The organism is Miniphocaeibacter halophilus, from assembly GCF_016458825.1.
In the GTDB taxonomy this organism is placed as follows: domain Bacteria; phylum Bacillota; class Clostridia; order Tissierellales; family Peptoniphilaceae; genus Miniphocaeibacter; species Miniphocaeibacter halophilus.
The window spans coordinates 1,851,528-1,873,972 of sequence record NZ_CP066744.1; the positions used below are offsets into that span (position 1 = coordinate 1,851,528).

24 protein-coding genes are annotated in these 22,445 nt (G+C 26.1%); 22 read left to right on the forward strand and 2 right to left on the reverse strand.

Annotated elements, in window-relative coordinates; translation table 11 throughout:
* Window positions 1-29: 29 nt before the first annotated feature.
* Window positions 30-545 carry an inorganic diphosphatase gene (locus JFY71_RS09265; protein ID WP_243660506.1) on the reverse strand — a complete coding sequence of 172 codons (516 nt, stop codon included), beginning with the start codon at window positions 543-545 and terminating at the stop codon, window positions 30-32.
* Between the two features lie 186 nt (window positions 546-731).
* Here JFY71_RS09265 and JFY71_RS09270 point away from each other — a divergent pair, with 186 nt between their 5' ends.
* From JFY71_RS09270 to JFY71_RS09355, 18 genes are all read left to right on the forward strand, one after another.
* Window positions 732-1,160 (forward strand): DUF1893 domain-containing protein, encoded by a 429-nt coding sequence (locus tag JFY71_RS09270; protein WP_243660507.1) that lies wholly within the window; start codon window positions 732-734, stop codon window positions 1,158-1,160.
* 8 nt (window positions 1,161-1,168) lie between these two features.
* Window positions 1,169-2,539 carry a nucleotidyltransferase family protein gene (locus tag JFY71_RS09275; RefSeq protein WP_243660508.1) on the forward strand — a complete coding sequence of 457 codons (1,371 nt, stop codon included), beginning with the start codon at window positions 1,169-1,171 and terminating at the stop codon, window positions 2,537-2,539.
* A gap of 5 nt (window positions 2,540-2,544) precedes the next feature.
* Entirely contained in the window at window positions 2,545-3,762 is a 1,218-nt protein-coding gene (locus tag JFY71_RS09280) for an NAD(P)H-hydrate dehydratase (RefSeq protein WP_243660509.1), read from the forward strand.
* Window positions 3,762-4,934, forward strand: coding sequence for an alanine racemase (gene alr / locus JFY71_RS09285; protein ID WP_243660510.1), 1,173 nt, complete (start codon window positions 3,762-3,764; stop codon window positions 4,932-4,934). Before JFY71_RS09280 ends, alr begins: the two co-directional genes overlap by 1 nt.
* A gap of 100 nt (window positions 4,935-5,034) precedes the next feature.
* Entirely contained in the window at window positions 5,035-5,379 is a 345-nt protein-coding gene (locus tag JFY71_RS09290) for a type II toxin-antitoxin system PemK/MazF family toxin (RefSeq protein ID WP_243660511.1), read from the forward strand.
* A 246-nt stretch (window positions 5,380-5,625) separates the two neighbouring features.
* The gene (locus tag JFY71_RS09295; protein ID WP_243660512.1) at window positions 5,626-6,516 is read left to right on the forward strand and encodes a YitT family protein; all 891 of its coding nucleotides are present in this window, start codon (window positions 5,626-5,628) and stop codon (window positions 6,514-6,516) included.
* A gap of 105 nt (window positions 6,517-6,621) precedes the next feature.
* Window positions 6,622-7,185, forward strand: coding sequence for an HDIG domain-containing metalloprotein (locus tag JFY71_RS09300; protein ID WP_243660513.1), 564 nt, complete (start codon window positions 6,622-6,624; stop codon window positions 7,183-7,185).
* Between the two features lie 94 nt (window positions 7,186-7,279).
* Window positions 7,280-8,500, forward strand: coding sequence for a dicarboxylate/amino acid:cation symporter (locus tag JFY71_RS09305; RefSeq protein WP_243660514.1), 1,221 nt, complete (start codon window positions 7,280-7,282; stop codon window positions 8,498-8,500).
* A 7-nt stretch (window positions 8,501-8,507) separates the two neighbouring features.
* Complete coding sequence (gene sdaAB, locus JFY71_RS09310) at window positions 8,508-9,173, forward strand: L-serine ammonia-lyase, iron-sulfur-dependent subunit beta (RefSeq protein ID WP_243660515.1); 666 nt, start codon at window positions 8,508-8,510, stop codon at window positions 9,171-9,173.
* Between the two features lies 1 nt (window position 9,174).
* On the forward strand, window positions 9,175-10,050 hold the full coding sequence (gene sdaAA, locus JFY71_RS09315) for an L-serine ammonia-lyase, iron-sulfur-dependent, subunit alpha (RefSeq protein WP_243660516.1): 876 nt from the start codon (window positions 9,175-9,177) through the stop codon (window positions 10,048-10,050).
* A 196-nt stretch (window positions 10,051-10,246) separates the two neighbouring features.
* Window positions 10,247-11,095, forward strand: a complete 849-nt coding sequence (locus tag JFY71_RS09320; protein ID WP_243660517.1) for a CvfB family protein — start codon at window positions 10,247-10,249, stop codon at window positions 11,093-11,095.
* On the forward strand, window positions 11,096-11,842 hold the full coding sequence (locus JFY71_RS09325) for a peptidylprolyl isomerase (RefSeq protein ID WP_243660518.1): 747 nt from the start codon (window positions 11,096-11,098) through the stop codon (window positions 11,840-11,842). It abuts the gene before it with no gap.
* A 191-nt stretch (window positions 11,843-12,033) separates the two neighbouring features.
* Window positions 12,034-12,357, forward strand: a complete 324-nt coding sequence (locus tag JFY71_RS09330; RefSeq protein WP_243660519.1) for a DUF1292 domain-containing protein — start codon at window positions 12,034-12,036, stop codon at window positions 12,355-12,357.
* 45 nt (window positions 12,358-12,402) lie between these two features.
* Window positions 12,403-13,236, forward strand: coding sequence for an HAD family hydrolase (locus JFY71_RS09335; RefSeq protein ID WP_243660520.1), 834 nt, complete (start codon window positions 12,403-12,405; stop codon window positions 13,234-13,236).
* Entirely contained in the window at window positions 13,233-13,673 is a 441-nt protein-coding gene (locus JFY71_RS09340) for a peroxiredoxin (protein WP_243660521.1), read from the forward strand. Before JFY71_RS09335 ends, JFY71_RS09340 begins: the two co-directional genes overlap by 4 nt.
* Entirely contained in the window at window positions 13,666-14,610 is a 945-nt protein-coding gene (mnmL, locus tag JFY71_RS09345; protein WP_243660522.1) for a tRNA modification radical SAM protein MnmL/YtqA, read from the forward strand. The genes JFY71_RS09340 and mnmL overlap by 8 nt, the downstream gene beginning before the upstream one ends.
* Before the next feature lie 43 nt (window positions 14,611-14,653).
* Window positions 14,654-15,079 (forward strand): hypothetical protein, encoded by a 426-nt coding sequence (locus tag JFY71_RS09350; protein ID WP_243660523.1) that lies wholly within the window; start codon window positions 14,654-14,656, stop codon window positions 15,077-15,079.
* A gap of 55 nt (window positions 15,080-15,134) precedes the next feature.
* Entirely contained in the window at window positions 15,135-15,674 is a 540-nt protein-coding gene (locus tag JFY71_RS09355; RefSeq protein ID WP_243660524.1) for a DUF6648 family protein, read from the forward strand.
* A gap of 25 nt (window positions 15,675-15,699) precedes the next feature.
* Here JFY71_RS09355 and JFY71_RS09360 read toward each other — a convergent pair whose 3' ends face one another.
* Window positions 15,700-16,143 carry a hypothetical protein gene (locus JFY71_RS09360; RefSeq protein WP_243660525.1) on the reverse strand — a complete coding sequence of 148 codons (444 nt, stop codon included), beginning with the start codon at window positions 16,141-16,143 and terminating at the stop codon, window positions 15,700-15,702.
* A gap of 75 nt (window positions 16,144-16,218) precedes the next feature.
* Here JFY71_RS09360 and JFY71_RS09365 point away from each other — a divergent pair, with 75 nt between their 5' ends.
* The 4 genes from JFY71_RS09365 to JFY71_RS09380 are packed head-to-tail and all read left to right on the forward strand — an operon-like array spanning window position 16,219 to window position 22,445.
* Complete coding sequence (locus JFY71_RS09365) at window positions 16,219-17,199, forward strand: RluA family pseudouridine synthase (protein WP_243660526.1); 981 nt, start codon at window positions 16,219-16,221, stop codon at window positions 17,197-17,199.
* Entirely contained in the window at window positions 17,180-18,802 is a 1,623-nt protein-coding gene (locus tag JFY71_RS09370) for a nucleoside kinase (RefSeq protein WP_243660527.1), read from the forward strand. Before JFY71_RS09365 ends, JFY71_RS09370 begins: the two co-directional genes overlap by 20 nt.
* 9 nt (window positions 18,803-18,811) lie before the next feature.
* A complete protein-coding gene (locus JFY71_RS09375) occupies window positions 18,812-19,702 on the forward strand; it encodes an ROK family protein (protein WP_243660528.1) in 891 nt (296 codons plus the stop codon).
* A gap of 7 nt (window positions 19,703-19,709) precedes the next feature.
* Entirely contained in the window at window positions 19,710-22,445 is a 2,736-nt protein-coding gene (locus JFY71_RS09380) for a PD-(D/E)XK nuclease family protein (protein WP_243660529.1), read from the forward strand.

The following is a 22,445-nucleotide window of genomic DNA, read 5'->3' on the forward strand; positions in this document are numbered from 1 at the left end:
GCTTAGTTTTTTATTTTTAAAATAGAATATTATTTATTATTTATTTTTTTATATGCTTCTCTGGATTTTTCCAAAGCCTTTATAGCATCAGCAACATTGTACCATCCACCAATTTCAACTTTTTTATTTTCTAGTCTTTTATATTCCTTAAAAAAATGTTCAAATTCCCTTTCGGTGTGACTACTTAAATCCCCTAATGAATACACTTCATCATATCTTGGGTCATGAATAGGAACAGCGATTAATTTTTCATCGTTTCCTTTATCATCAGCCATTTTAAACATACCTATTATTCGTGATTCTATCATACATCCAGGAAAAGTTGGATTTTTCATAAGAACTAAAATATCTATAGGATCTCCATCTTCAGAAAGAGTTTCAGGAACAAATCCATAGTCAGCAGGGTAAAACATCGGTGAAAATAAACACCTGTCTAATTTTATTACGTTTTTTTCGTGATCGAACTCATATTTATTGCTACTTCCCTTAGGTATTTCTATCATAGCTTCAACTATTACTTCTTTATTAGGCTTTATGTTAGTCATAAATATTTCCTCCTATTTTTATTTAATATTATACTATACTTATTGAAAAGTTGTTGTAATATATTTTTTATTTTTATGCTAGAAACCAAAGTAGATATATTAATAAAATATAGTCGCTAATTATGATAAAATATATTAAGAAGTATATGATATATTAAAAAACACAAAAATAAATATGAGGTTTAAATGGATAATTTAAAAGTAGCTAAAGAAAAAATGATAATAGATAATAGAAGTTTGGTAGTTGTTAAAAATGGACAGATAGTTTTTGAAAGTAGCAAAAAAGGAATCGTTCCCATGTATGACTTATATAATGAAGGACTAACAGGTAAAATATATATTTCTGATAGATTTATTGGTGGTGGGGCGGCTAAGTTTATTTTGAATTTTGAAGCAAGTACTGTTGAAGTATTCACTAATATTATTTCTAAAGGAGCTTTAAATTTACTAGAGTCAAAAGGAATAAAGGTAGAGTATAAAAAAATAGTAGATAAAATATTAAATCGTACAGGAGATGATTTTTGTCCAGTAGAAAAAATTAGTATGGAAAATGATGACTTCAATGTTTTTTATAATAAACTTAGAGATTTTTTGTTACAAACTAAACAAATTTAGGAGAAATTATGAAATTGGATATGTTTCAATTTATTGACTCGTCAGTAGATTATATAAATACGAAAAAAGACTTTATAAATTATGTGGCGAAAGAAGTTAATAGATTTTTTTATAAATTGTTAGAAAATGATGATTTTTTTCTTAATTCAAATTATAGAATTAAAATGGATAATAGCATTAAGGAAAAAATGTTACGTCAAAATTTTTTCAACAAATTAGATCATCCAAGAGAAGTTTTAGATTATTTAAATGATATTGTAGGCGTTAGGTTGGAATGTAGATTTAATAGCGATGAAGAAATAATATTTAATAGAATAAAGGAAGCCTTTCATATTAAAGGCGATGGAGAGTATTTTAAGACAAAATTTAATGACAATATATTTTTAAATATGTCAGAAGAACAGCCCCAGTATCAAAAGAATGGTTTTGAAATATATAAAATTGATGGGAAATTTATTGATGGTGAAGAGGAATTATTATTTGAGTTACAGATAAAGTCAATGGTAAACGTCTTTTGGGGAGAAATTGATCATAGAATACTTTACAAAAATTTTAATTATATGATAACAGAAGATTTTATAAGAAATATAATGTATTCTATTAAAAGTAATCTAGAAATGGTGGATAATCAGCTTAATACAATATATAACAGATTAAAGGATATTGAAGAGTCAAAAACTGAAAATACAAAATCGCAATTAAAATCAATTTTATCTAAATCTGTACACGATACCTATATTTTAAAACTAAAAAATGAGACTGGCTTACTAATAGATTTAAGGTTAATATCGGATTTGGTGGTAGATTTTTTATTTGCAAAATTGAAAATAGATGATGATATTAGTTTTAATAATAGTATTATTGAATTATTTGATACCATAAATCAACTTAATAGAAAAAAGATGGTTTTTGGAAAGAATATTGTAATTGATAATATTAAATATAGAAATAATCTAAATAAGAAATTGGGAAAGGTAATGGAAAATTCCATTAACAAAGATTTTAGATGGAATTTATGTTTAAAGATAATATTTGATTTAATTAAAGATGAGGATAGTGTTGTTTTTGTACAATTTGTAGATTATATAGTTCATACTATTAGCTATAGAGTAGGGAAAGCAGTTAAGGATATTAATTTAAGCAAGAGAGATAGACATAAATTAAAATATGATCTGTTAAATATAATTATAGAATTTTATTGTAGAGATTTTGATATTAATTATTTTAATATTGAAGATATGAGAAAATTACAGGAGAATATTGAAAAGTTTTTGGAAAATATTTCAAAGCCGGAAGACTTACTGGATTTGGATATAGAGGAATTTGAAGATATGCTATATAAACAATATATATATGCAAATAGAGTTATAAAAGAGTGATTGATTTGACTATAGGAATAGATATTAGCAAAATTAGTAGATTTGAAAAGTTTTTAGATAATGAAAAATTTTATAATAGGGTTTTTACTAGAAATGAAATCGAATTAATAAATAAAAGAACAGGTAAAAGAAAACTGGAGACTATAGCCGGAAGATTTTCAGCCAAAGAAGCTGTTTCTAAAGCATTAGGAACTGGTATAGGAGAAATAGGATTTAAAGATATTGAAATATTAAATGGTGAAAAGGGAAAACCGGAGTTGTTTTTATATAATAAGGCTAAAGAACTCTGCAAACAAATTGTAGATAAAAATTTAGAGGTATCAATTTCTCATGATGGGGATTATGTTATATCGGTTGCAAAAGAAGCAGATTATAGACCTGTGAAAATAGATTTAGAAATTGGAAAGTTATTAAAAAGCAGAAGAGACGATTCCCATAAAGGAGATTATGGTAAAATTGCTTTAATTGGTGGTTCTAAAGGAATGTGTGGTTCAATTCATATATCATCGATGGCGGCTTTAAGAACAGGGTCTGGTTTAGTATATACAGTAGTACCTAATGTTATATCCGATATTATGCAGATTAAAGCATTAGAGAACATTATAGTAGCCATGGATAAAGAAGAAAAATCAGATAAAAAGAATTTCTTTAATAAATTGACTGCTTTTGGAATTGGTCCTGGAATGGGAAAGGAATATAATTATGATTTTATAAGATTTTTTTTAGAGGAATTTAATAAACCTATAGTAATTGATGCCGATGGATTAAATATAGTTGCAAAGAATATGGATAAACTTCCTAAAAATAAAAAATTAATATTTACTCCTCATGAGATGGAAATGTCAAGATTGTCTGGATTATCTGTTGATTTTATTCATAATAACAGAGAAGAGGTTGCCTTAGAATTTGCTAGAAAAAACAATATAGTGCTTGTTTTAAAAGGTAATAGAACTATAATTACAAATGGAAAAGAAATATATATAAACAAATATGGCAATTCCGGTATGGCGACAGCTGGTAGTGGAGATGTTTTAACCGGCATTATTACATCATTAGCAGGTCAAGGATATGACACTTATTTAGCTGCTAAAGTAGGTGTAATTATTCATGGAATAGCTGGCGATTTGGCTAAAAACAATTTAGGTGAAGATGGAATTATTGCCAGGGATATTTTAGAAAGAATTCCATATGCAATAAAATTAATTAGGGAGATTAAGAGTTAATGGGGAAATATCAAAGTTATGTAAAAGTTAATATAGATGCATTAGAACACAATTATTTTGAACTTAAAAGAATTTGTTATCCTTCTAAAATAAGTGCAGTAGTAAAGGCTAATGCATATGGCTTAGGAGCTGTTACAATAGCTAGGGAGCTGGAAAAAATAGGATTGGATTATTTATGTGTAGCAAATGTAAATGAGGCCTTAGAATTAAGAAATAATGATATATTCTTACCAATTTTAGTTTTGGGATATATTGCTGATGATTTTTTTAAAGCAATAGTACAAAATAGAATTGAAGTAACAGCATATAATTTTGAACATTGTAAAAAAATAAATGAAGAAGCGAAAAAATTAGATGCTATTGTAGATGTCCATATAAAAATAGATACAGGAATGGGTAGATTAGGGTATTTAATTGATGAAAAAAACATAGATAGCACAATTAAGGAAATTAAGAAAATAAGTGAACTTTCCAATATTAGAATTAAAGGTATTTACTCACATCTTTCAGATGCTGATGGAGAGGATTTTTCATATACAAAAAAACAATATGAAAAATTTATGAACTTTATAAAACTTCTTGAAAAAGAAAATATTTCTATTCCAATAAAACATATAAGTAATGACGCCGGCGCTATAGTTCATGGATATTATTTAGACATGATTCGTTCGGGAATAGGAATTTATGGGTATTATCCTTCAAAAACAGTGGAGTATTCCAATAAAGTTAAATTAGAGGCAGTTGCATCTTTATTTACAACTGTTTCAAGCGTAAAAGTGTTTGAAGAAGGCGAAAGTATAGGTTATAATCGAACCTTTAAAACAAATAAGGTTACAAAAATTGCAACAATTGCAATAGGATATGCTGATGGATATCCTATACAACTATCTAATAAAGGTTATGTAAAAATTAAGGGACAGAAAGCAAAAATCATAGGTAAGGTTTGCATGGATCAAACAATGGTAGATGTTTCCAATATTGAAGACATCAACATTGGAGATTCTGTTCTTCTTTACGGCAAGGATGAATATGGAGAATTACCGATTTATGAAATTGCCAATTTGGCCAATACCATAGTATATGATTTAATTTGTGGTATTACGATGAGAATACCTAGAATTTATATTAAAGATAATAAAGTTCTTAGTGTAATTAATTATCTAAAGCATTGATAATTGACATAGGTAGAATTAAAAGATTATAATAACTATAATCATACAAATATATAAATATATAAATCATAAAGGACAGCTCAGCTGTTAGGTGTTAATAATGAAAATAAAAAGAGGAGATATTTTCTTTGCTGACCTTAGTCCTGTTGTTGGTTCTGAACAAGGAGGAGTTAGACCTGTTGTTGTTATACAAAATAATGTTGGAAATAAGTATAGCCCTACTATTATTGTTGCAGCAATAACTTCTCAATTACATAAAGCTAAACTGCCAACTCATGTTGGCATAACTGCAGATTCCTATGGTTTACCCAAGAATTCTGTAATATTATTAGAACAAATAAGGACAATAGACAAAAAAAGGTTAAGAGAAAAAATTGGTGTTTTTGACGATAAAGTCATGATTAAAGTTGATGAGGGATTAAAAACATCCTTAGGGCTATCATAATAATAAAAGAAAAGCTAAGACTTTTCTTTACAAAGGTGAACTCACTAAATATAGTTTTTAGTGGGTTTTGTGTTGAACTAACTATATTAAAATAAATTTTATGACTTTTGTTTTTAATAAGAAATGAAAAATTATATTTTCATAAATCAAATAGATTTTTATCAATAATTTTATTCTATATTAAAATAATAACTATTTTATTGTCAACTTTTTACCATACTATGTTATAATTAAATTATGAAAAAAATGATGAATTTATTAAAGAAATATGGAAAACAATTTAAAAAAATTACAATAGTTACATTTGGTTCTATTTTAGTTGCAGTGGGGATTTATTTTTTTATAATGGATTACCAAATTCCATTAGGGGGAATTAGTGGATTTGCAATAGCTTTACAAAATTTATTTCCGAAACTGCAAGTTGGATACGTAATGACAACATTAAATATATTATTATTTATATTGTCATATATTTTTTTAGGAAAAGAATATGTAGGATATACCTTATATTCTTCTTTAATAGTTTCCAATACAATTACCCTATTAGAAAATCTTGTTCCATTAAAGGAAGCGTTAACAAGTAATATTTTGCTAAGTGTAATTATAGGTGTTATATTGTCAGGACTAGGAATAGCAATAGTAATTACTCAAAATGCTACAACAGGTGGAACAGAAATACTAGCCAGCATAATAAATAAGTATACAAATATAGACATAGGTAGAAGTATTATGTTTGCAGATGGCTTAGTGGTTTTATTCGGTATATATGCAGTAAATATCGAAGTAGGTTTATATGCATTAGTAGGATTAGGGTTAAATACCCTAGTAATAAATTGGGCAATATCTGGATTAAACACTAAGATAAATATGGTAATAATTACTGAAAAATTTGAAATTGTCAATAAATTTATAATAGAGCATATGGAACGTGGCTCAACAGTATATTTAGCAGAAGGCGGATTTTCTAGGGAGAGAAAACAAATAATAAATACAATAGTTTCAAGATCTGAATATTTTGTTATTAAAAATTATGTATCGGAAGTTGATCCTAAAGCATTTGTTATTATGAATTATGTTAATGAAGTAGTAGGAGAAGGTTTTACACATGAACCAGAAGATTTAAAAGATATGTACTGATAATTAGTATGTATCTTTTTTATTGTAAATATAATTAAATATGTAGATTTTATTTAAATAAAAGGGTATCATTTGTTTAAGTAAAATTTAATAAGGAGGTAAGAAATGGATAGAGATAAGGCGTTAGAGTTACTAAAAGAATACAATAAAGAAAAATTCCATATACAACACGCCATTACAGTAGAAAAAGTTATGGAATATTTTGCAGAAATTGAAAATGAAGATCCTAAATATTGGGGAATAGTTGGGTTACTACATGATATTGACTTTGAAATGTATCCGGAAGAACATTGTGTAAAGGCAATAGAAATACTTGAGAATAATGGATACGACGAAGAGTTTATTACAAGCGTAATAAGTCATGGATATGGAATTTGCTCTGATGTAAAACCTAGTAAAAAAATGGAAAAAATTCTGTATGCAGTAGATGAATTAACAGGTTTGATTTTTGCTGCATCTTTAATGAGACCATCAAAATCTACAAAGGATATGAAACTAAAGAGCTTAAAGAAAAAATTCAAAGACAAAAGTTTTGCAGCCGGTTGCTCAAGGGATACAATTCGTAATGGTGCTGAAATGTTAAATATGGAACTTGACGAATTGTTAGAAAATACTCTTGTAGCTATGCAGGAAAAAGAAGATGAAATACTTTCTCAAATAGAAAAATAAATAACCATAATAAATAAAATTGAAAGTTAATTGAAAAAAACTTAACAATACAAGAATATTTTGTTATAATACATTTGGATAAGGAGGAAATTATATGAAAAAGAAATTTAAGTTAGGTTTAATACCAAAATTGATTATTGCAATTATTTTAGGGGTTTTAACAGGTTTGTATCTACCTAAAATCGTAACTCAAGTGGCAGTTACATTTTCATCATTTTTTAGTCAATGGCTAAGTTTTGTTATCCCATTGATGATTTTAGCTTTTGTTACAAAGGGAATAGCTGATTTAAGTGAAGGTGCTGGAAAATTATTAGGAGTTACAGTATTAATTGCTTATACATCAACATTACTGGGAGGAACATTATCATGGATTATGAGTGATAGTATTTTTCCTAAATTTATAACAGCTGATGCTGTTGATCAAATAACTAAGGCAGCTGGAGATTCATTAGAACCAATTTTTAGTGTTGAATTAAAACCATTTTTTGATGTAACAGGTGCATTGGTTTTTGCTTTTGTATTTGGATTATCAATTTCTTGGTTGAGAAACAAGGGCAAGGGTGAATATAGTTATGGATTTATAACTGAATTTAATGAAATTATAAGTAATATTTTAGCAAAAGCAGTAGTTCCTGTTTTACCTTTTTATATTTTTGGTAACTTTGCCAATATGGCATATTCTGGATCAGTATTTGCTATTTTAAGCATTTTCTGGAAGATATTTATATTAATAGTAACCTTACATCTTTTATATGTTTCAGCTATGTTTATAATATCTGGAAGTTATACAGGAAAAAATCCTATAAGATTAATAAAAAATCAAATTTCAGGTTATATTACAGCCCTAGGAACACAATCTTCAGCAGCAACAATACCAGTAAACTTAGAATGTGCAAGAAAAGATGGTGTTAGTAAGGGAATAAGAGATTTTGTTATTCCTTTAGGAGCAACAGTTCATATGCCTGGTTCAATGATAACAATAACAGCTTGTACATATACAATACTGGCAATGTATGGTATGCCAAATGGATACACAACTATGATACCTTATATTGCAATATTGGGTATTGCAATGGTAGCAGCTCCGGGAGCACCAGGTGGAGCAGTAATGAGTGCATTACCATTTTTACCAGTTGTAGGAATAGACCCAGGTAGTGGTATGGCAACTTTATTAATTTCACTTTATACAACACAAGATAGTTTTGGAACAGCTGCAAATATTTCAGGAGATAATGCTATAGCTGTAGCTGTTGATAAAATATATTATAAACATATAGTTAAAAGAGAAAAAACTAAAGAAGAATTAGAAAGTTAGGTATATAATGGGAGATTATAATTTATTTGATATTTTAGGACCAATAATGATTGGTCCTTCAAGTTCCCATACTGCAGGAGCTTGTAGAATTTCAAAAACAGCTCGAATTATTTCAGGTGATGGTTTTAATAAAATCAAATTTATTTTACATGGTTCCTTTGCTGAAACATATAAGGGACACGGTACAGATAAAGCTTTATTAGCTGGGGCATTAAGAATGTATCCAGATGATGATAGATTGAAATATTCTTTTGAAATAGCTAAAGAACAAGGACTAGAATTTTCTTTTGAAAAGGGAGATTTAGGAAATGTTCATCCTAACACTGTAAAAATTGAAATGTATTATCCTAATGGAAAGGTTAATACAGTAGTTGGATCTTCAATTGGTGGCGGAAATATAAAAATAGTAGAAATGAATGGCATAAAAATTAATTTCACTAGTGAATATCCTTTATTAATATGTAGATATGTAGATAAAAGAGGTATAATAGCCTTTATATCTACAATTTTAAGTGACAATGGTTATAATATTGAAAGTATGCATACAAACAAAAGTGATGAGGGAGTTACTTTAGTAATTGAACTTGATAAAAATATTGATGAAAATACCATTGAAACTATATCTAAAAACGAAGATATTAATTTCGTTAAACATTTAGTGAAAGGATTTTAAAATGATATATAATGCAGAAGAATTAATATTATATTGTAAGGATAATAATAAATCCATAGCCGATATAGTTCTTGAAGATGAAATAAAATCCTCAGGGGAAACAGAGGAAATAATAATAGAAAAGCTACTTAATATGTTAGAAGTAATGGAACAATCGGCAAAGAAATTTTTGGAAGTAGAAAGTGTTACAAATCTAGGCATGATTGATGGTTTTGCTAAGAAGGCAAATGACTATGCATTAAAAGATGAAGGCTTGTTAAGTAAAGAGAATATACAAGCAATGGCAATGGCGTTTTCAACACTTGAATTTAGTTCATCAATGGGGAAAATAGTTGCGTCACCGACAGCCGGCTCATCAGGAATAATCCCAGCGGCTATTTTTAGGTATAAGGCAACTAATAAGGATGTTGATAATCGTAAACTAGTAGATGCTTTATTAACTTCTGTAGGAATAGGACAAATAATTGGCAGATATGCAAATTTTGCCGGTGCTGAAGGTGGATGTCAAGCAGAATGTGGTTCTGCTTCTGCAATGGCTTCAGCTGCTTTAGTTTTCCTAAAGGGTGGTTCTATTGAAGAAATTTTAAATGCAGCATCTATTACTTTAGTAAATATTCTTGGCTTAGTTTGTGATCCTATTGCTGGGTTAGTTGAATACCCATGTACATTTAGAAATGCTTCAGGTGTAATTAATGCAATATTATCAGCAGATTTGGCTTTAGCAGGAATCAAATCATTAGTACCTTTTGAAGAAGTAACCCAAGCAATGAATGAAGTTGGCAAATCCATGAGTTATACTTTAAAAGAAACTTCTTTAGGAGGCTTAGCTGCTACAAAAACAGGAGAAAAAATAAAAAAAGAATTTTATGGTGAGTAATTTTACTTCTTATGAAATTTGATTTTTACAGAGTGGAATATTAAATTTTCAACTCTGTTTTTTTATTAAATTATTAAAATAAAATCGGAAAATTTAAGATATATTTTTTATTTTTCTAACAAAAATTAGAAATATATTAAAATACGTGTAAAGTATTGGTTTTCTTGGTATAATGTTTAGATGTGGAGGTGAAATAATGATAGAATTAGGTGAAATTCAAAAGCTAGAAATTAAGCGTATTAGAAAAGTCGGAGCTTTTTTAGGACCTTCCAAAAGTAGTGATAGAGATGAAGTTGTACTTCTACCTAGTAATGAAATTACCGAAAAAGACAAGGTAGGAGATACTACAGATGTTTTTATATATAAAGATCATGAAAATAGATTAACGGCTACTAGAAAAAAACCTAAAATAACCTTAGGTAAAATTGCCCATTTAGAAGTTAAGGATATTACAAAAATTGGAGCATTTTTAGATTGGGGTTTACAAAAGGATTTGTTTTTACCCTTTAAAGAACAGACAATCAAGCTAGAAAAGGGAAGAAAGTATTTAGTTGCCTTATATATTGATAAATCCAATAGGTTAAGTTCAACAATGAAAATTAGAGATTATTTAAGAACAGACTCGAACTTTAAGGAAAATGATTGGGTTGATGGAATAGTTTATAATATAGTTGATGATATTGGTGCATTTGTAGCAGTAGATGGTATATACGAAGCACTAATACCTAAAGAACATATTAGAGGAATAGTTGTTGTAGGTGAAAATGTAAGTGCTAGAGTTTCATCAGTAAAGGCTGATGGAAGATTAAATTTGACTATGAAAAATAGAAGTCATTTAGAAATAGATAATGATAGTAATTTAATTATGGATACACTTTTAGAAAATGATGGATTTTTAGAATTAAATGATAAATCAAGCCCTGAAGATATTATTGACACTTTATCTATGACAAAATCAAGCTTTAAGAAAGCAGTTGGAAGATTATTAAAAAATAATAAAATAGAGTTTTATAAAAATGGTATAAAAATAAAGAGGAGAGATTAAATGAGCGAAAGTAATATTTTAGCAGTAGTAAATGGAAGAGAAATTACAAAAGAAGAAGTACAAAGTTTTATAAATATGATGGGACAACAAGGTGCACAATTTAATAATGAAGAGGGAATGAAAAAAGTTACCGATGAATTAGTAAATCAAGAATTATTTTATTTTGATGCCTTAAAAAATGGTTTAGATAAAAATGAAGACTATTTAAAGGAAATTGAAAGAATAAAAGAAAGTGCATTAAAGCAATTTGCTGTTAATAATTTCTTGAAAGACATAGAAATTAAAGACAGTGAAGTTGAAGAATATTACAATTCCCATAAAGAATACTTTAAAAAACCGGAAATGGTTACAGCTTCTCATATTTTAGTTGAAGATGAAGAAAAAGCAAAAAAAGTTAAAGAGGAAATAGAAAACGGTAAATCTTTCGAAGAAGCTGCTGTTGAATATTCAACATGTCCATCAAAAGAAAAAGGTGGTTCTTTAGGACAATTTGGTAGAGGACAAATGGTTCCCGAATTTGAGCAAGCTGCTTTTAATGCCGAAGTTGGAACGATAACTGATCCAGTTAAATCACAATTTGGTTACCATATTATTAAAGTTGACAATAAAACAAGTGAAGATTATTCCTCATTAGATGAAGTTAAAAATGAAGTAAAAAGACAATTAACAGCTTTAAAACAACAAGAGGTTTATTTAAATAAAGCAAAGGACTTAAGTAAAGAATATAAGGTAGAGAAGTTTTATTAAGAAATTCTTTTTAATATATTTAAAACACCATTAACTAATATAATATAAAATCATATTAGTTAATGGTTTAAATTTTTTATTAGTTTTAATCAGTTAAAATGGGTATAAAATTAATATTAATATCTTAAGTATTATTTCTAATATATTTTAATATATTTAACTTTTTAAAAATTAATTTATAGGAGGTTTCAATGAGCGAAAATAATAATCATGACTGTGGTTGTGGATGTGATAATCATGATCACGAATTTGAAGAAATGGAAACAATAACATTAACTTTAGAAGATGATTCTGAATTAGAATGTGGTGTATTAGGAATTTTTGATGTGCCTACTGAAAATAAAGAATATATTGCTTTGGTTAATTTAGAAGATGAACAAGTATTATTATATAGATATATTGAAGATGAAAATGATAAGGAAGTATTTGAACTTGGCAGTATAGAAACAGATGAAGAATTTGAAAATGTTTCAAATGTTTTCCAAGAGATTTTTGTTGACGAAGATATTGAATAGTTAAGACAAAGCAAATATGCTTTGTCTTTTTTAAGAGGTAGAATTATGTATAAAATAGTATGTTTAGATTTAGATGGAACATTGCTAAATGACGATAAGCAAATTTCACAATTTAATTTACAAGTATTGGAAGCTTTGCATTATAAGGGAATTGAAATTGCTATTGCAACAGGAAGAGGACTTAGTAAAACTGCTGATTTAATAAAAAATTTTAATTTTCCACATATAATTATCGCTAATAATGGAGCTATTGCAAAATATAGTAATTTTAATAATATTCTATTTTATAACCCTATTGATTATAAATCATATGAAAAAATATTAGATATAAGTTCAACTAGGAATATGTATCCTTATTTACATATTTTTGACTCTCAAAAAGAAAGATCTTTAATTATTCCAAATGAAGTAGAGAAAGAAAAGCATATTGGCTCAGTTAGTAGACTGGATGAAATTATTCATAGGAAAGAAGCAGGAGTAGAGGAATTAGAAAATATATTATCTGTAGTATATATAGATGAAGTAGAAAAAGTTCATAAATTAAATGAGGATATATTAAAATTAAGATTGGACTTATCGACTCATATGTTGTCCTCATTCTCAAAGGGAAATATTATGGTTGAATACTTAAATCCATTAGCTCAAAAATCCATAGGAATTTCAAATTATTTAAAGTTTAAAAAAATAAGTTGGAAGGAAGTAATTTCTTTTGGAGATGACAATAATGACATTGAAATGATAAAAGCATCCGGGTTGGGTATATGTATGAAAAATGGAAGTGATCTTTTAAAACTAAATTCTAGGTATATTTCAAGGTATACAAATAATGAAGATGGAGTTGGAAGAGAACTTGTTGAAATTTTTGGAGGAATATTATGAGTAATATAAAAGATTATTTTAATGAAGAATTTATTAATAAATATAAGGGACATAATTTAATAGTATATTTTTATCCCAAGGATAATACACCTGGTTGTACAACAGAAGCTATTGAATTTACAGAAAAAAAAGATGATTTTGAAAAGTTAAATACTAAAATAGTAGGCATTAGTAAGGACTCTGAAAAATCCCACGAAAATTTTACAAAAAAACATAATTTGAATTTAGATTTAATTAGCGATAAAGAAAAGGTATTACATGATAAATTTAATGTAATTAAGCCGAAAAAAATGTATGGTAAAGAAGTAATGGGAACAGAAAGATCAACTTTTATATTTGATGTAGATGGAAAATTAATTAAAGAATATAGAAAAGTAAAAGTAAAAGGCCATGTTGAAGAAGTATATAATTTTATGAAGGAATTTTTAAATGAGTAAAGAGACTTTATATTTATCCTATAGTGAATATTTAAGGAATAATTATGGGGAAAAAGTCTATAAATTACCAGTAAAATTAAATTTAACTTGTCCTAATAGAGATAATAATATATCTGTAGGAGGATGTATCTTTTGTAATGAAAAAGGTGGTTCCTTTGAAAATCTAGATATTTCATTAACTGTTAAAGAACAAATATTAAAAAATAAAGAGTATATAGGAAATAAATACAATGCAAAAAAGTTTATAGTTTATTTTCAAAATTTTTCAAATACCTATATGGATTTTGAAAAATTTAAAAAGATCATCAATGAATGTAATATGGAAGATATTGTGGCTATTGATATTTCAACTAGACCAGATTGTATATACGATATTCAATTGGAGTATTTAGAAAACTTTAGTAATGAAACCAATATAGATATTATATTTGAGCTTGGATTACAAACAGCTAATTACCATACATTAAAGATTTTAAATAGAGGACATGGAATAAGTGAATTTGTCTTAGCATGTAAAAAAATAAAGGAAAGAAATTTTAAAATTTGCACCCATGTGATTATTGGATTACCATGGGATAATGAATTAGATATAATAGAAACGGCGAAATTAATTTCAGTTTTAGATAACGATGAAGTTAAAATCCATTCATTGTATATACCTAAAAATACAAAACTGGAAAAGATGTATGAAAACAAAGAAATAGAGTTGATTACTTTAGATAAATATGTTGAATATGTAGTTTTATTTTTACGATATTTAAAAAAAGACATAGCTATTCAACGTTTAGTTGGACGAATGCCAAAAGAAGATAGCGTATTTTGTAACTGGGGAACTAGTTGGTGGAAGATTAGAGATAAGATAGAAAACACTCTAGAGGAGAATAATTTCAGACAAGGAGATTTATGTAATCATCTTGATGGAATTAGTATTATATAATACAATAATAATAGTAGTTAAGTTATAGAAAGGTAGTGGTAAAATGGTTAAATTTGTTTTAGGTCCATCTGGAAGTGGTAAAACAAAATGGCTTATTGATCAAGCTAATGAAGATAAAAGAAATGGAAATGGAAATATAGTTTTTATTGATACTGATGATTCTCATATTTTTTCTTTAGATTATCAAGTAAGATTAATAAATGCAAACAAATATCATATAAATACAGTAAGTGGATTCTACGGATTCTTAGCAGGAATTATTTCAAGAGACTATGATATTGAAAAAGTTTATGTAGATGGTATTTATGATATAGTAAACTTTGAATTACCTGAATTAGAAGTTCTAACTAAGGATTTAGAGGTTCTTTCAGAGGAGTTTAATGTAGAATTCTATATAGGATTAAATAAAGAAAAATCTGAACTTCCTGAAAAATTAGCTAAAGATGTTATAGAATTAAATGTACAATAGAATTTAAAAGCATCCTTAAATAATAATTAGGATGCTTTTTTTATTATGAGGGAAAATGAAAAGTGAAAGAGAATTATTAAATTTATTTATACAAAAAAGAAATGATTTAATAGACCAATTAGATAAGGGCAAAATAAATAAGGAAGTTTTTTTAGAAAATAACTATGCTTTACTCGATAGATTATCTATGAAACCATTTTTAAAAATCGATACTGTTGAAAAGGGAATATACAACTATCAGTATTATAATATATTGGCTAAATATCATAATAACTTAGCTAATAAGTATAAAGAAAAAGATAAGAAAAGATACAAGAAAGAAATTAATAAAACTAATAATTATTATTATGAAAAAGATAGGATTATTTTAGAAATACTAGAACTAGTAGAATATAAAAATATAGATTGCTATTTTATTGAAATGCATTCCAATCGTTTAAATAATAATTTGTTTGAGATAATTTTAAATAATTATGAAAAAACTATTTTACATTCTATGAATACAGATATTTTAAATAAATTAAAAAGAAAAGGTGTTTTTAATAACGCTGTTAAGAAATCGAAAATAGATTTATATGTAAATAGTGGAATATAAAAAATTCAGCTTTCGCTGAATTTTTTTATTCACCTTTTGCTTCTAGTAAGGCATCGTTTGTAACTATATTAATAATTTCTTCTAAAGTAGATCCTTTTTTTATACTAAATTCACCACTAAGAACCTTATCTTGTAAGTTATATGTGTTAATAATATTTAGAAATTTTTCTTGATCATCAATTACTCCACTTTGAGTTAGAATACTGGCTTTACTAACAATATCAGAACCGTCTGGTAAAATTACTGTTATATCTATTTCAGGCATATTATCACTAGCATAAATTGACTCACTTTCAACTTTAGTAGTGGTCTTAGGTATATTTCCTTGAATAGATGCATAATCTCTTGAAAAGATATAGGATATTCTATTTTGTAAGATAAAAGCAACTAATACTATAATAATCAAAGTAAATAAAAAGTAATTAATGTCATATATAGTATCTCTTATAAAATTTATAAATCGTTTCATAATTCTCCTTTTAACAGTTTACATAATTTAAGGTATAATTTAATTAGTATAATTATATCATAAAAAGGAAAACAAATGAGAGAAATTAAAATTGATGAAAATGATTCAAAACAAAGATTAGATAGGTTTATGGTTAAATATTTACCTAAGGCTTCAAAATCATTAATAAATAAGTATATAAGAACAAAAAAAATAAAATTAAATAAGAAAAGAGCAAATCCAAATGATATTTTACAAGAAGGGGATTTAATTCAAATATATATATATGAAGAAACTCTTAGTAAATATGAAGATAAAAAAATATATACTAATTTAGATTATAATTTGAATATTATTTACGAGGACGATAATATTGCAATTATTAATAAGCCTTCAGGAACCTTAAGTCATGCTGCAGGTAAAGAAGACTACGGTAATAATATAGTCGATAACTTTATTGCTTATTTAATAAAAACCAAGAAATATAATCCAAGAAAAGAGAAGTCCTTTGTACCGGCTCTTTCAAATAGATTAGACAGAAATACAAGTGGTTTATTAATAGGTTGTAAAAACAAGGAAACACTTTTACAGATGAATAATTTAATAAAAAGTAGAAAGATAAATAGAAACTATTTAACTATTTGTAAAGGTAAAATAGAAGATGGTCTTATTGATTCTAATATAAAAAAAATTTCTGACAATAGAATGGAAATTTCAAAAGATAGGGGCAAAGAAAGTAAAACAGAAGTAAAGCTGGTAACAACAAATGGAGCTTACTCCTTAGTGAAAATTAAGTTAATAACGGGAAGAACCCATCAAATTAGGGTACATTTACAGTCGATTAATCACCCTATTGTAGGAGATAAGAAATATGGAGATAAAATTACTAATAAATTTTTTAGCGATAATTTTAAACTAGAAAATCAATTATTGCATTCATATAAAATAGAATTTAATGGATTAGAGGGAAAATTAAGCTATTTAAATGGAAAAGAGTTTTTGGCTGAACCACCTGTCAAATTTAAAAAGATTATTAAAAAAATATTTGGAGAAGAATATGAAAATATATGTCGATAATAAGGAACTCAATATAGAAAAGGGTATTAATTATTTAGACCTATCTACTAATTTATATGGAAAAAAGAAGAAAATAGGTGTAATAGTTAATAATTATTATAAAAATTTTTTGGAAAAAGTAGAAGAAAATGAAAAATTACATTTTTTTGATAAATATTCATCTGAAAGTGATGGGATACTTCAAAGAACTATTATTTTAATATTTATACTTGCTTGTAAAAATTTATATAAAGGCAAAACTATAGAAGTAGAGCATTCTATTGGTGAATACATTTATTGTGAATTAAAAGGCGGAAACAAACTTTTACATACAGATGTAAAAATAATAAAAAATGAAATGCAAAGGATTATAGATGCAGATTATAAGGTTTATAGAAAGACTACAGATAAGGAAAATGCATTAAAACTTTTTGAAGAAGAAGGTTATAAAGATAAGGTTCTTCTATTTAAGAATTTAAATTTTAAAGATATTCACTATTATGAAGTTGATGGGAGAATTTTTACCTTCCATGGATATTTAGCTCCATCTACAGGATATATTGATAAATTTGATATAATTTCATATTATCCAGGAGTGGCAATAACTGTACCGTCTAGTAGGACTAATGGAGAACTAACTGAATTTCATGAAAGAAAATTACTAGCAAAAATCTTTTCCAATTCTAAAAGATGGACCAATATGTTAAATATTGCCAATGTAGGTAATTTAAATTCATATGTAAAAAATAATAACATTAAATTTATTATTGATACATCAGAGACCTATTTTGAAAACCAAATTTCCAAAATAGCGGATATGATAGTAAATGACAATGATATTAGCATAGTTCAAATAGCAGGACCAAGTTCTTCAGGGAAAACAACATCTGCATATAGATTATCGGTACAATTAGCAATTAGGGGTAAAAGACCGATTTTAATTTCTACAGACGATTACTTTGTTAATAGGGAAAAAACTCCTATTAATGAAGATGGAGAAATTGATTATGAAATGTTGGAAGCAATTGATTTAGAAAAGTTTAATGACGATTTAATGACATTGATGGAAGGTGGAGAAATAGAACTACCTAGATTTAATTTTATTACAGGTAGTAGAGAAAAATCAGGTAAATTTATAAAACTTGAGAATGACAGCATTATTATAATTGAAGGATTACATTGTTTAAATCCTAGATTAACACAATTAGTTCCGGAAAAGAAAAAGTTTAAGATTTATATTAGTGCTTTAACTCAACTTAATATTGATAGTCATAATAGGATTTCTACTTCAAGGGTAAGACTTTTAAGAAGGATGATTAGGGATAATAACTTTAGAGGAAACTCCATTGAAGATACTTTTGAAGGATGGGATAAAGTTAGAAGAGGCGAAGAAAAGTATATATTTCCCTATCAAGATTTAGCCGATATTGCAGTAGACTCTTCTTTAGTATATGAACTATGTATTTTGAAAAAATATGCCTATGAATTATTTGACACCTATGATTGTAATGGAAAATATTATAAGGAAATTAAAAAGTTAAGAGCTTTTTTAAAATATTTTATTGATATAGAAGATGAAACGCTAGTTCCAAACAATTCTGTTTTAAGAGAGATAATTGGTTAGGAGGAAGGAATGAAAAAAGTTATAGGAATTGATATAGGTGGTACAAAAATAAATTCTGCTGTAATTGCAGAAGATGGTAGTATTGTTGAAAGCTATACAGTTGCTACAGAAGCCCATCTAGGAAGAGATGAAGTTATAAAAAGAATAGTGGATTCAATTAATAAGTTAATAACACCGGAAATATTATCAATTGGCATTGCTACTGCAGGTTTTATAGATAGCGATAATGGAATAATTGTTTTTGCTGGTAATATTGAAGGCTGGACTGGATTAAATTTAAAAGAAGAAATTGAAAAACATGTAGATATACCAGTTTTTGTAGATAATGATGCTAATTTGGCAGCCTTAGCTGAAAAATGGGTTGGTTCTGCTCAAAAATATAAAAATTTTATTATGCTAACAATGGGAACAGGATTAGGTGGAGCTATCTATGATGAAAGAATTGGGTTTTGGCAAGGAAGTCATTACCAGGGAGCAGAACTAGGTCATATGGTAATGTATCCAAATGGTAGATTATGTACTTGTAATCAAAAAGGCTGTGCTGAAAAATACGTAGCAGGTTCTTCCCTATCTATTAATTATAAAGAGCTAACTGGAATGGATTTAAGGGGACCGGAGATTATTGAAAGATTAAACACTGACGATAATGCTAAAAAAGCCCTTAAAAAACTTGCTATAGATTTAGGCGTTTATTTATCAACTATAAAGAATATATTTGATCCTGAGGCTGTAATAATAGGTGGGGGATTTATTAATACATCAACTTATTGGTGGGATGATGCAATTAATAGTTATAAGGAATACTGTAATAGACCTGTTGGAATGGAAATAAAACCAGCGGAATTCTTAAATGATGCAGGTGTAATTGGAGCAGGAAAATTAGCATTTGATAAAATATAGGGGTAATATGTTTAATATAAATTTATATAAATCATCAAATTATTTATATGACAACTTAAAAGAAAATATTTTTGAAAACATAAAAAATAATGATGATTTTATTGTAATTTTGCCAAATAAAAAAATAATAGAAAGACTTAGAGTAGATATTGTATCTGAATTTGAAGCGGTACTTAATCTTAAATTATTTACATTTGATGATTTAATTAATTATAAAAATACGGGTTTTGTTGAATTAGAGAATATGGATTATCTTAATAGTCTTATTATGCAATTTAGTATACAGAACTGCATAAATAAAGGAATTATTGATAATAATTATTTTTATAATTCAGATGGATTTTTAGCAATTTCATTAAAATTAATAAATTATATAAAAAGCTCAATTATATCAATAGATGATTTAGAAGAGAAGGTTAAAAACAACTCTTCTCTTTTTTCTGTTTTTAAAATATTTAAAGAATACAATTATAATATGAGTAAATATAATTTACAGGACCGTTATGATAAATATAATAGTTTTTTAAATTCAAAGTTAATATTAAATGAATTAAAAAATGTAAAAAGAATATATATTGCAGGTTTTTTAGATTTTAGAAAAATAGAATATACTATAATAGAATTTTTGAAAAAATATATTAATAATATTGAAATTTATATTCAAAATGCTTTAAATGAAAAGCTTGAAATATATAATGATACTATTATAAATCTGTTGAATTTAAGTTTTAAAATTAACAATAATAATACTCTAGTAGATAAAACCAAGAGTAAATTGAAAATAATAAAGGCAGAAGACAAGTTTTTAGAAGTTAAAAGGTTGGCAATTGAAATTAAAAAGGATTTATTAGAAGATTCTAATAAATCATGTGCAATAATAATTAACGATGATGAATACAAGCAGTTGATTTTAGAAAGATTCAAAGAGGAAGAAATTCCTATTCAATCGACTTCAAAAATTAATATAAAAGATACAAATTTTGGTAAGTGGATGTATCTTTCATTAGACAACAATATAGATATAAAGGATTATATAATCGGCAATTTGAATAATCCATTTATATTTAGTGATAATATAGAAAACTTAGAAATAGAAAATATGATTTATAAAATACTGCCTAATACTTTTGAAGAACTTTTTAATTCCAATATATTAAGAACAAGTAATGATTATAATTTATATTTTAATATATTAAATAAAATATATGAAATATATTCTATTAACAATAAGGAGCAATTAATTGGGTTTGTTAAGTTTCATTTAGATAAAATTATTGAAAAGGACGAAGAGGAAATTGAAATTTATGAAAAATTTTATAAGTTTATAGAAAATTTAGAATTAAGATACTCAAATATTTTAAACCAGATGGAATATAGTGAATTTAAAAAGTATTTTTTAAATATTTTAAAAGAATATTTTATTAATGAGAATTCGCTTATGAATTGTAATATTGAACTAATAGATTTTAATAATTACAAATTATTAAATCATGAATATTTATATTTTTTAGGATGTAACGATAATTCATATCCTAAAAAAGAAACCATAAATTATTACTTCAATAGTAAAAATAATATATATTTAAGAAAATTAGGCATCGATATTTTAACAAATAGATTAAAACAATCTAAGGATAAATTAAATTTTTTCAATATTCTTAATTGCAATGTTGAAAAATTCTATATTTCCTTTGAAGATAGTGGGAAAAATCTTCTATCTGATTTCATTTATGAATACGAAGAAAATGTTGAAATACAAGAATTATATAGTCTTAAAGATTATATTAACCCTAAAAATGAATTTGTTTTAAATAATTATGATAAAAATTTGTATATTTCAATGTTTAAAGAACCAAAAAACAGGATAGATGATTTTGATGGAAAAATTGAAATTCCTGAAAAAGAAGAAAGTGACAGTTATTCCTCTACAAAACTTGAAACATATTTACTTTGTCCAGTTAAATATTATTATAAATATGTTTTAAAATTAGAAGATTGTTTTATAGATAAGGAATTAAATAAAATTTTAAAATTGGGAACTGCTTGTCATGAAGCACTTAAAACTATTTATAAAGATTATTTAATAGAAAAAAACAAACTTTTAATTAAAGAGGATTTCATAATTAAAATATTAAAAAAGAACTTCGAAGAATTAGATATTAATACTAAAAATTACGAAGGTCTAAATACTTTAAAAAGATATGGTAAAAATTTAGAGAATACAATAAAGGAAGATTTTAAATATTTAGATAAGTTTCAAGGAAATATAACACCTTATAAATTTGAAGAAAGTTTTACCTTTTCAAAGGTATTTAATATTGATGGTGTTAATAAAAATATAAAATTTATAGGAAGAATAGATAGAATAGATAGAGATTTAGATAACAATTTTTATTTAGTAGACTATAAATTAGGAAAAAATTCCTTTAAAACCATTAGGGATTTTAAAAATAGGAAAACTTTACAATTTCCAATATATTCTCTTATAAATAATATACAAGGCTGTAGATATATAACTATAAAAGACTCTAAAGTACATGAGTTTTATATGACAAAAAATAATATTCATTTTGACAATAATTCAATTTCCAACGAAAGTTTAAATAATTTAAGAAATGAAACCTTGGAAATTATTGAAGAAATATTGAATAATATAAGTAAAGAGGAATTTTTTATAGGAACATCCGATAATAAGAATTGTAGATTTTGTCAATATTATAATATTTGTAAATATAGAGGGTAA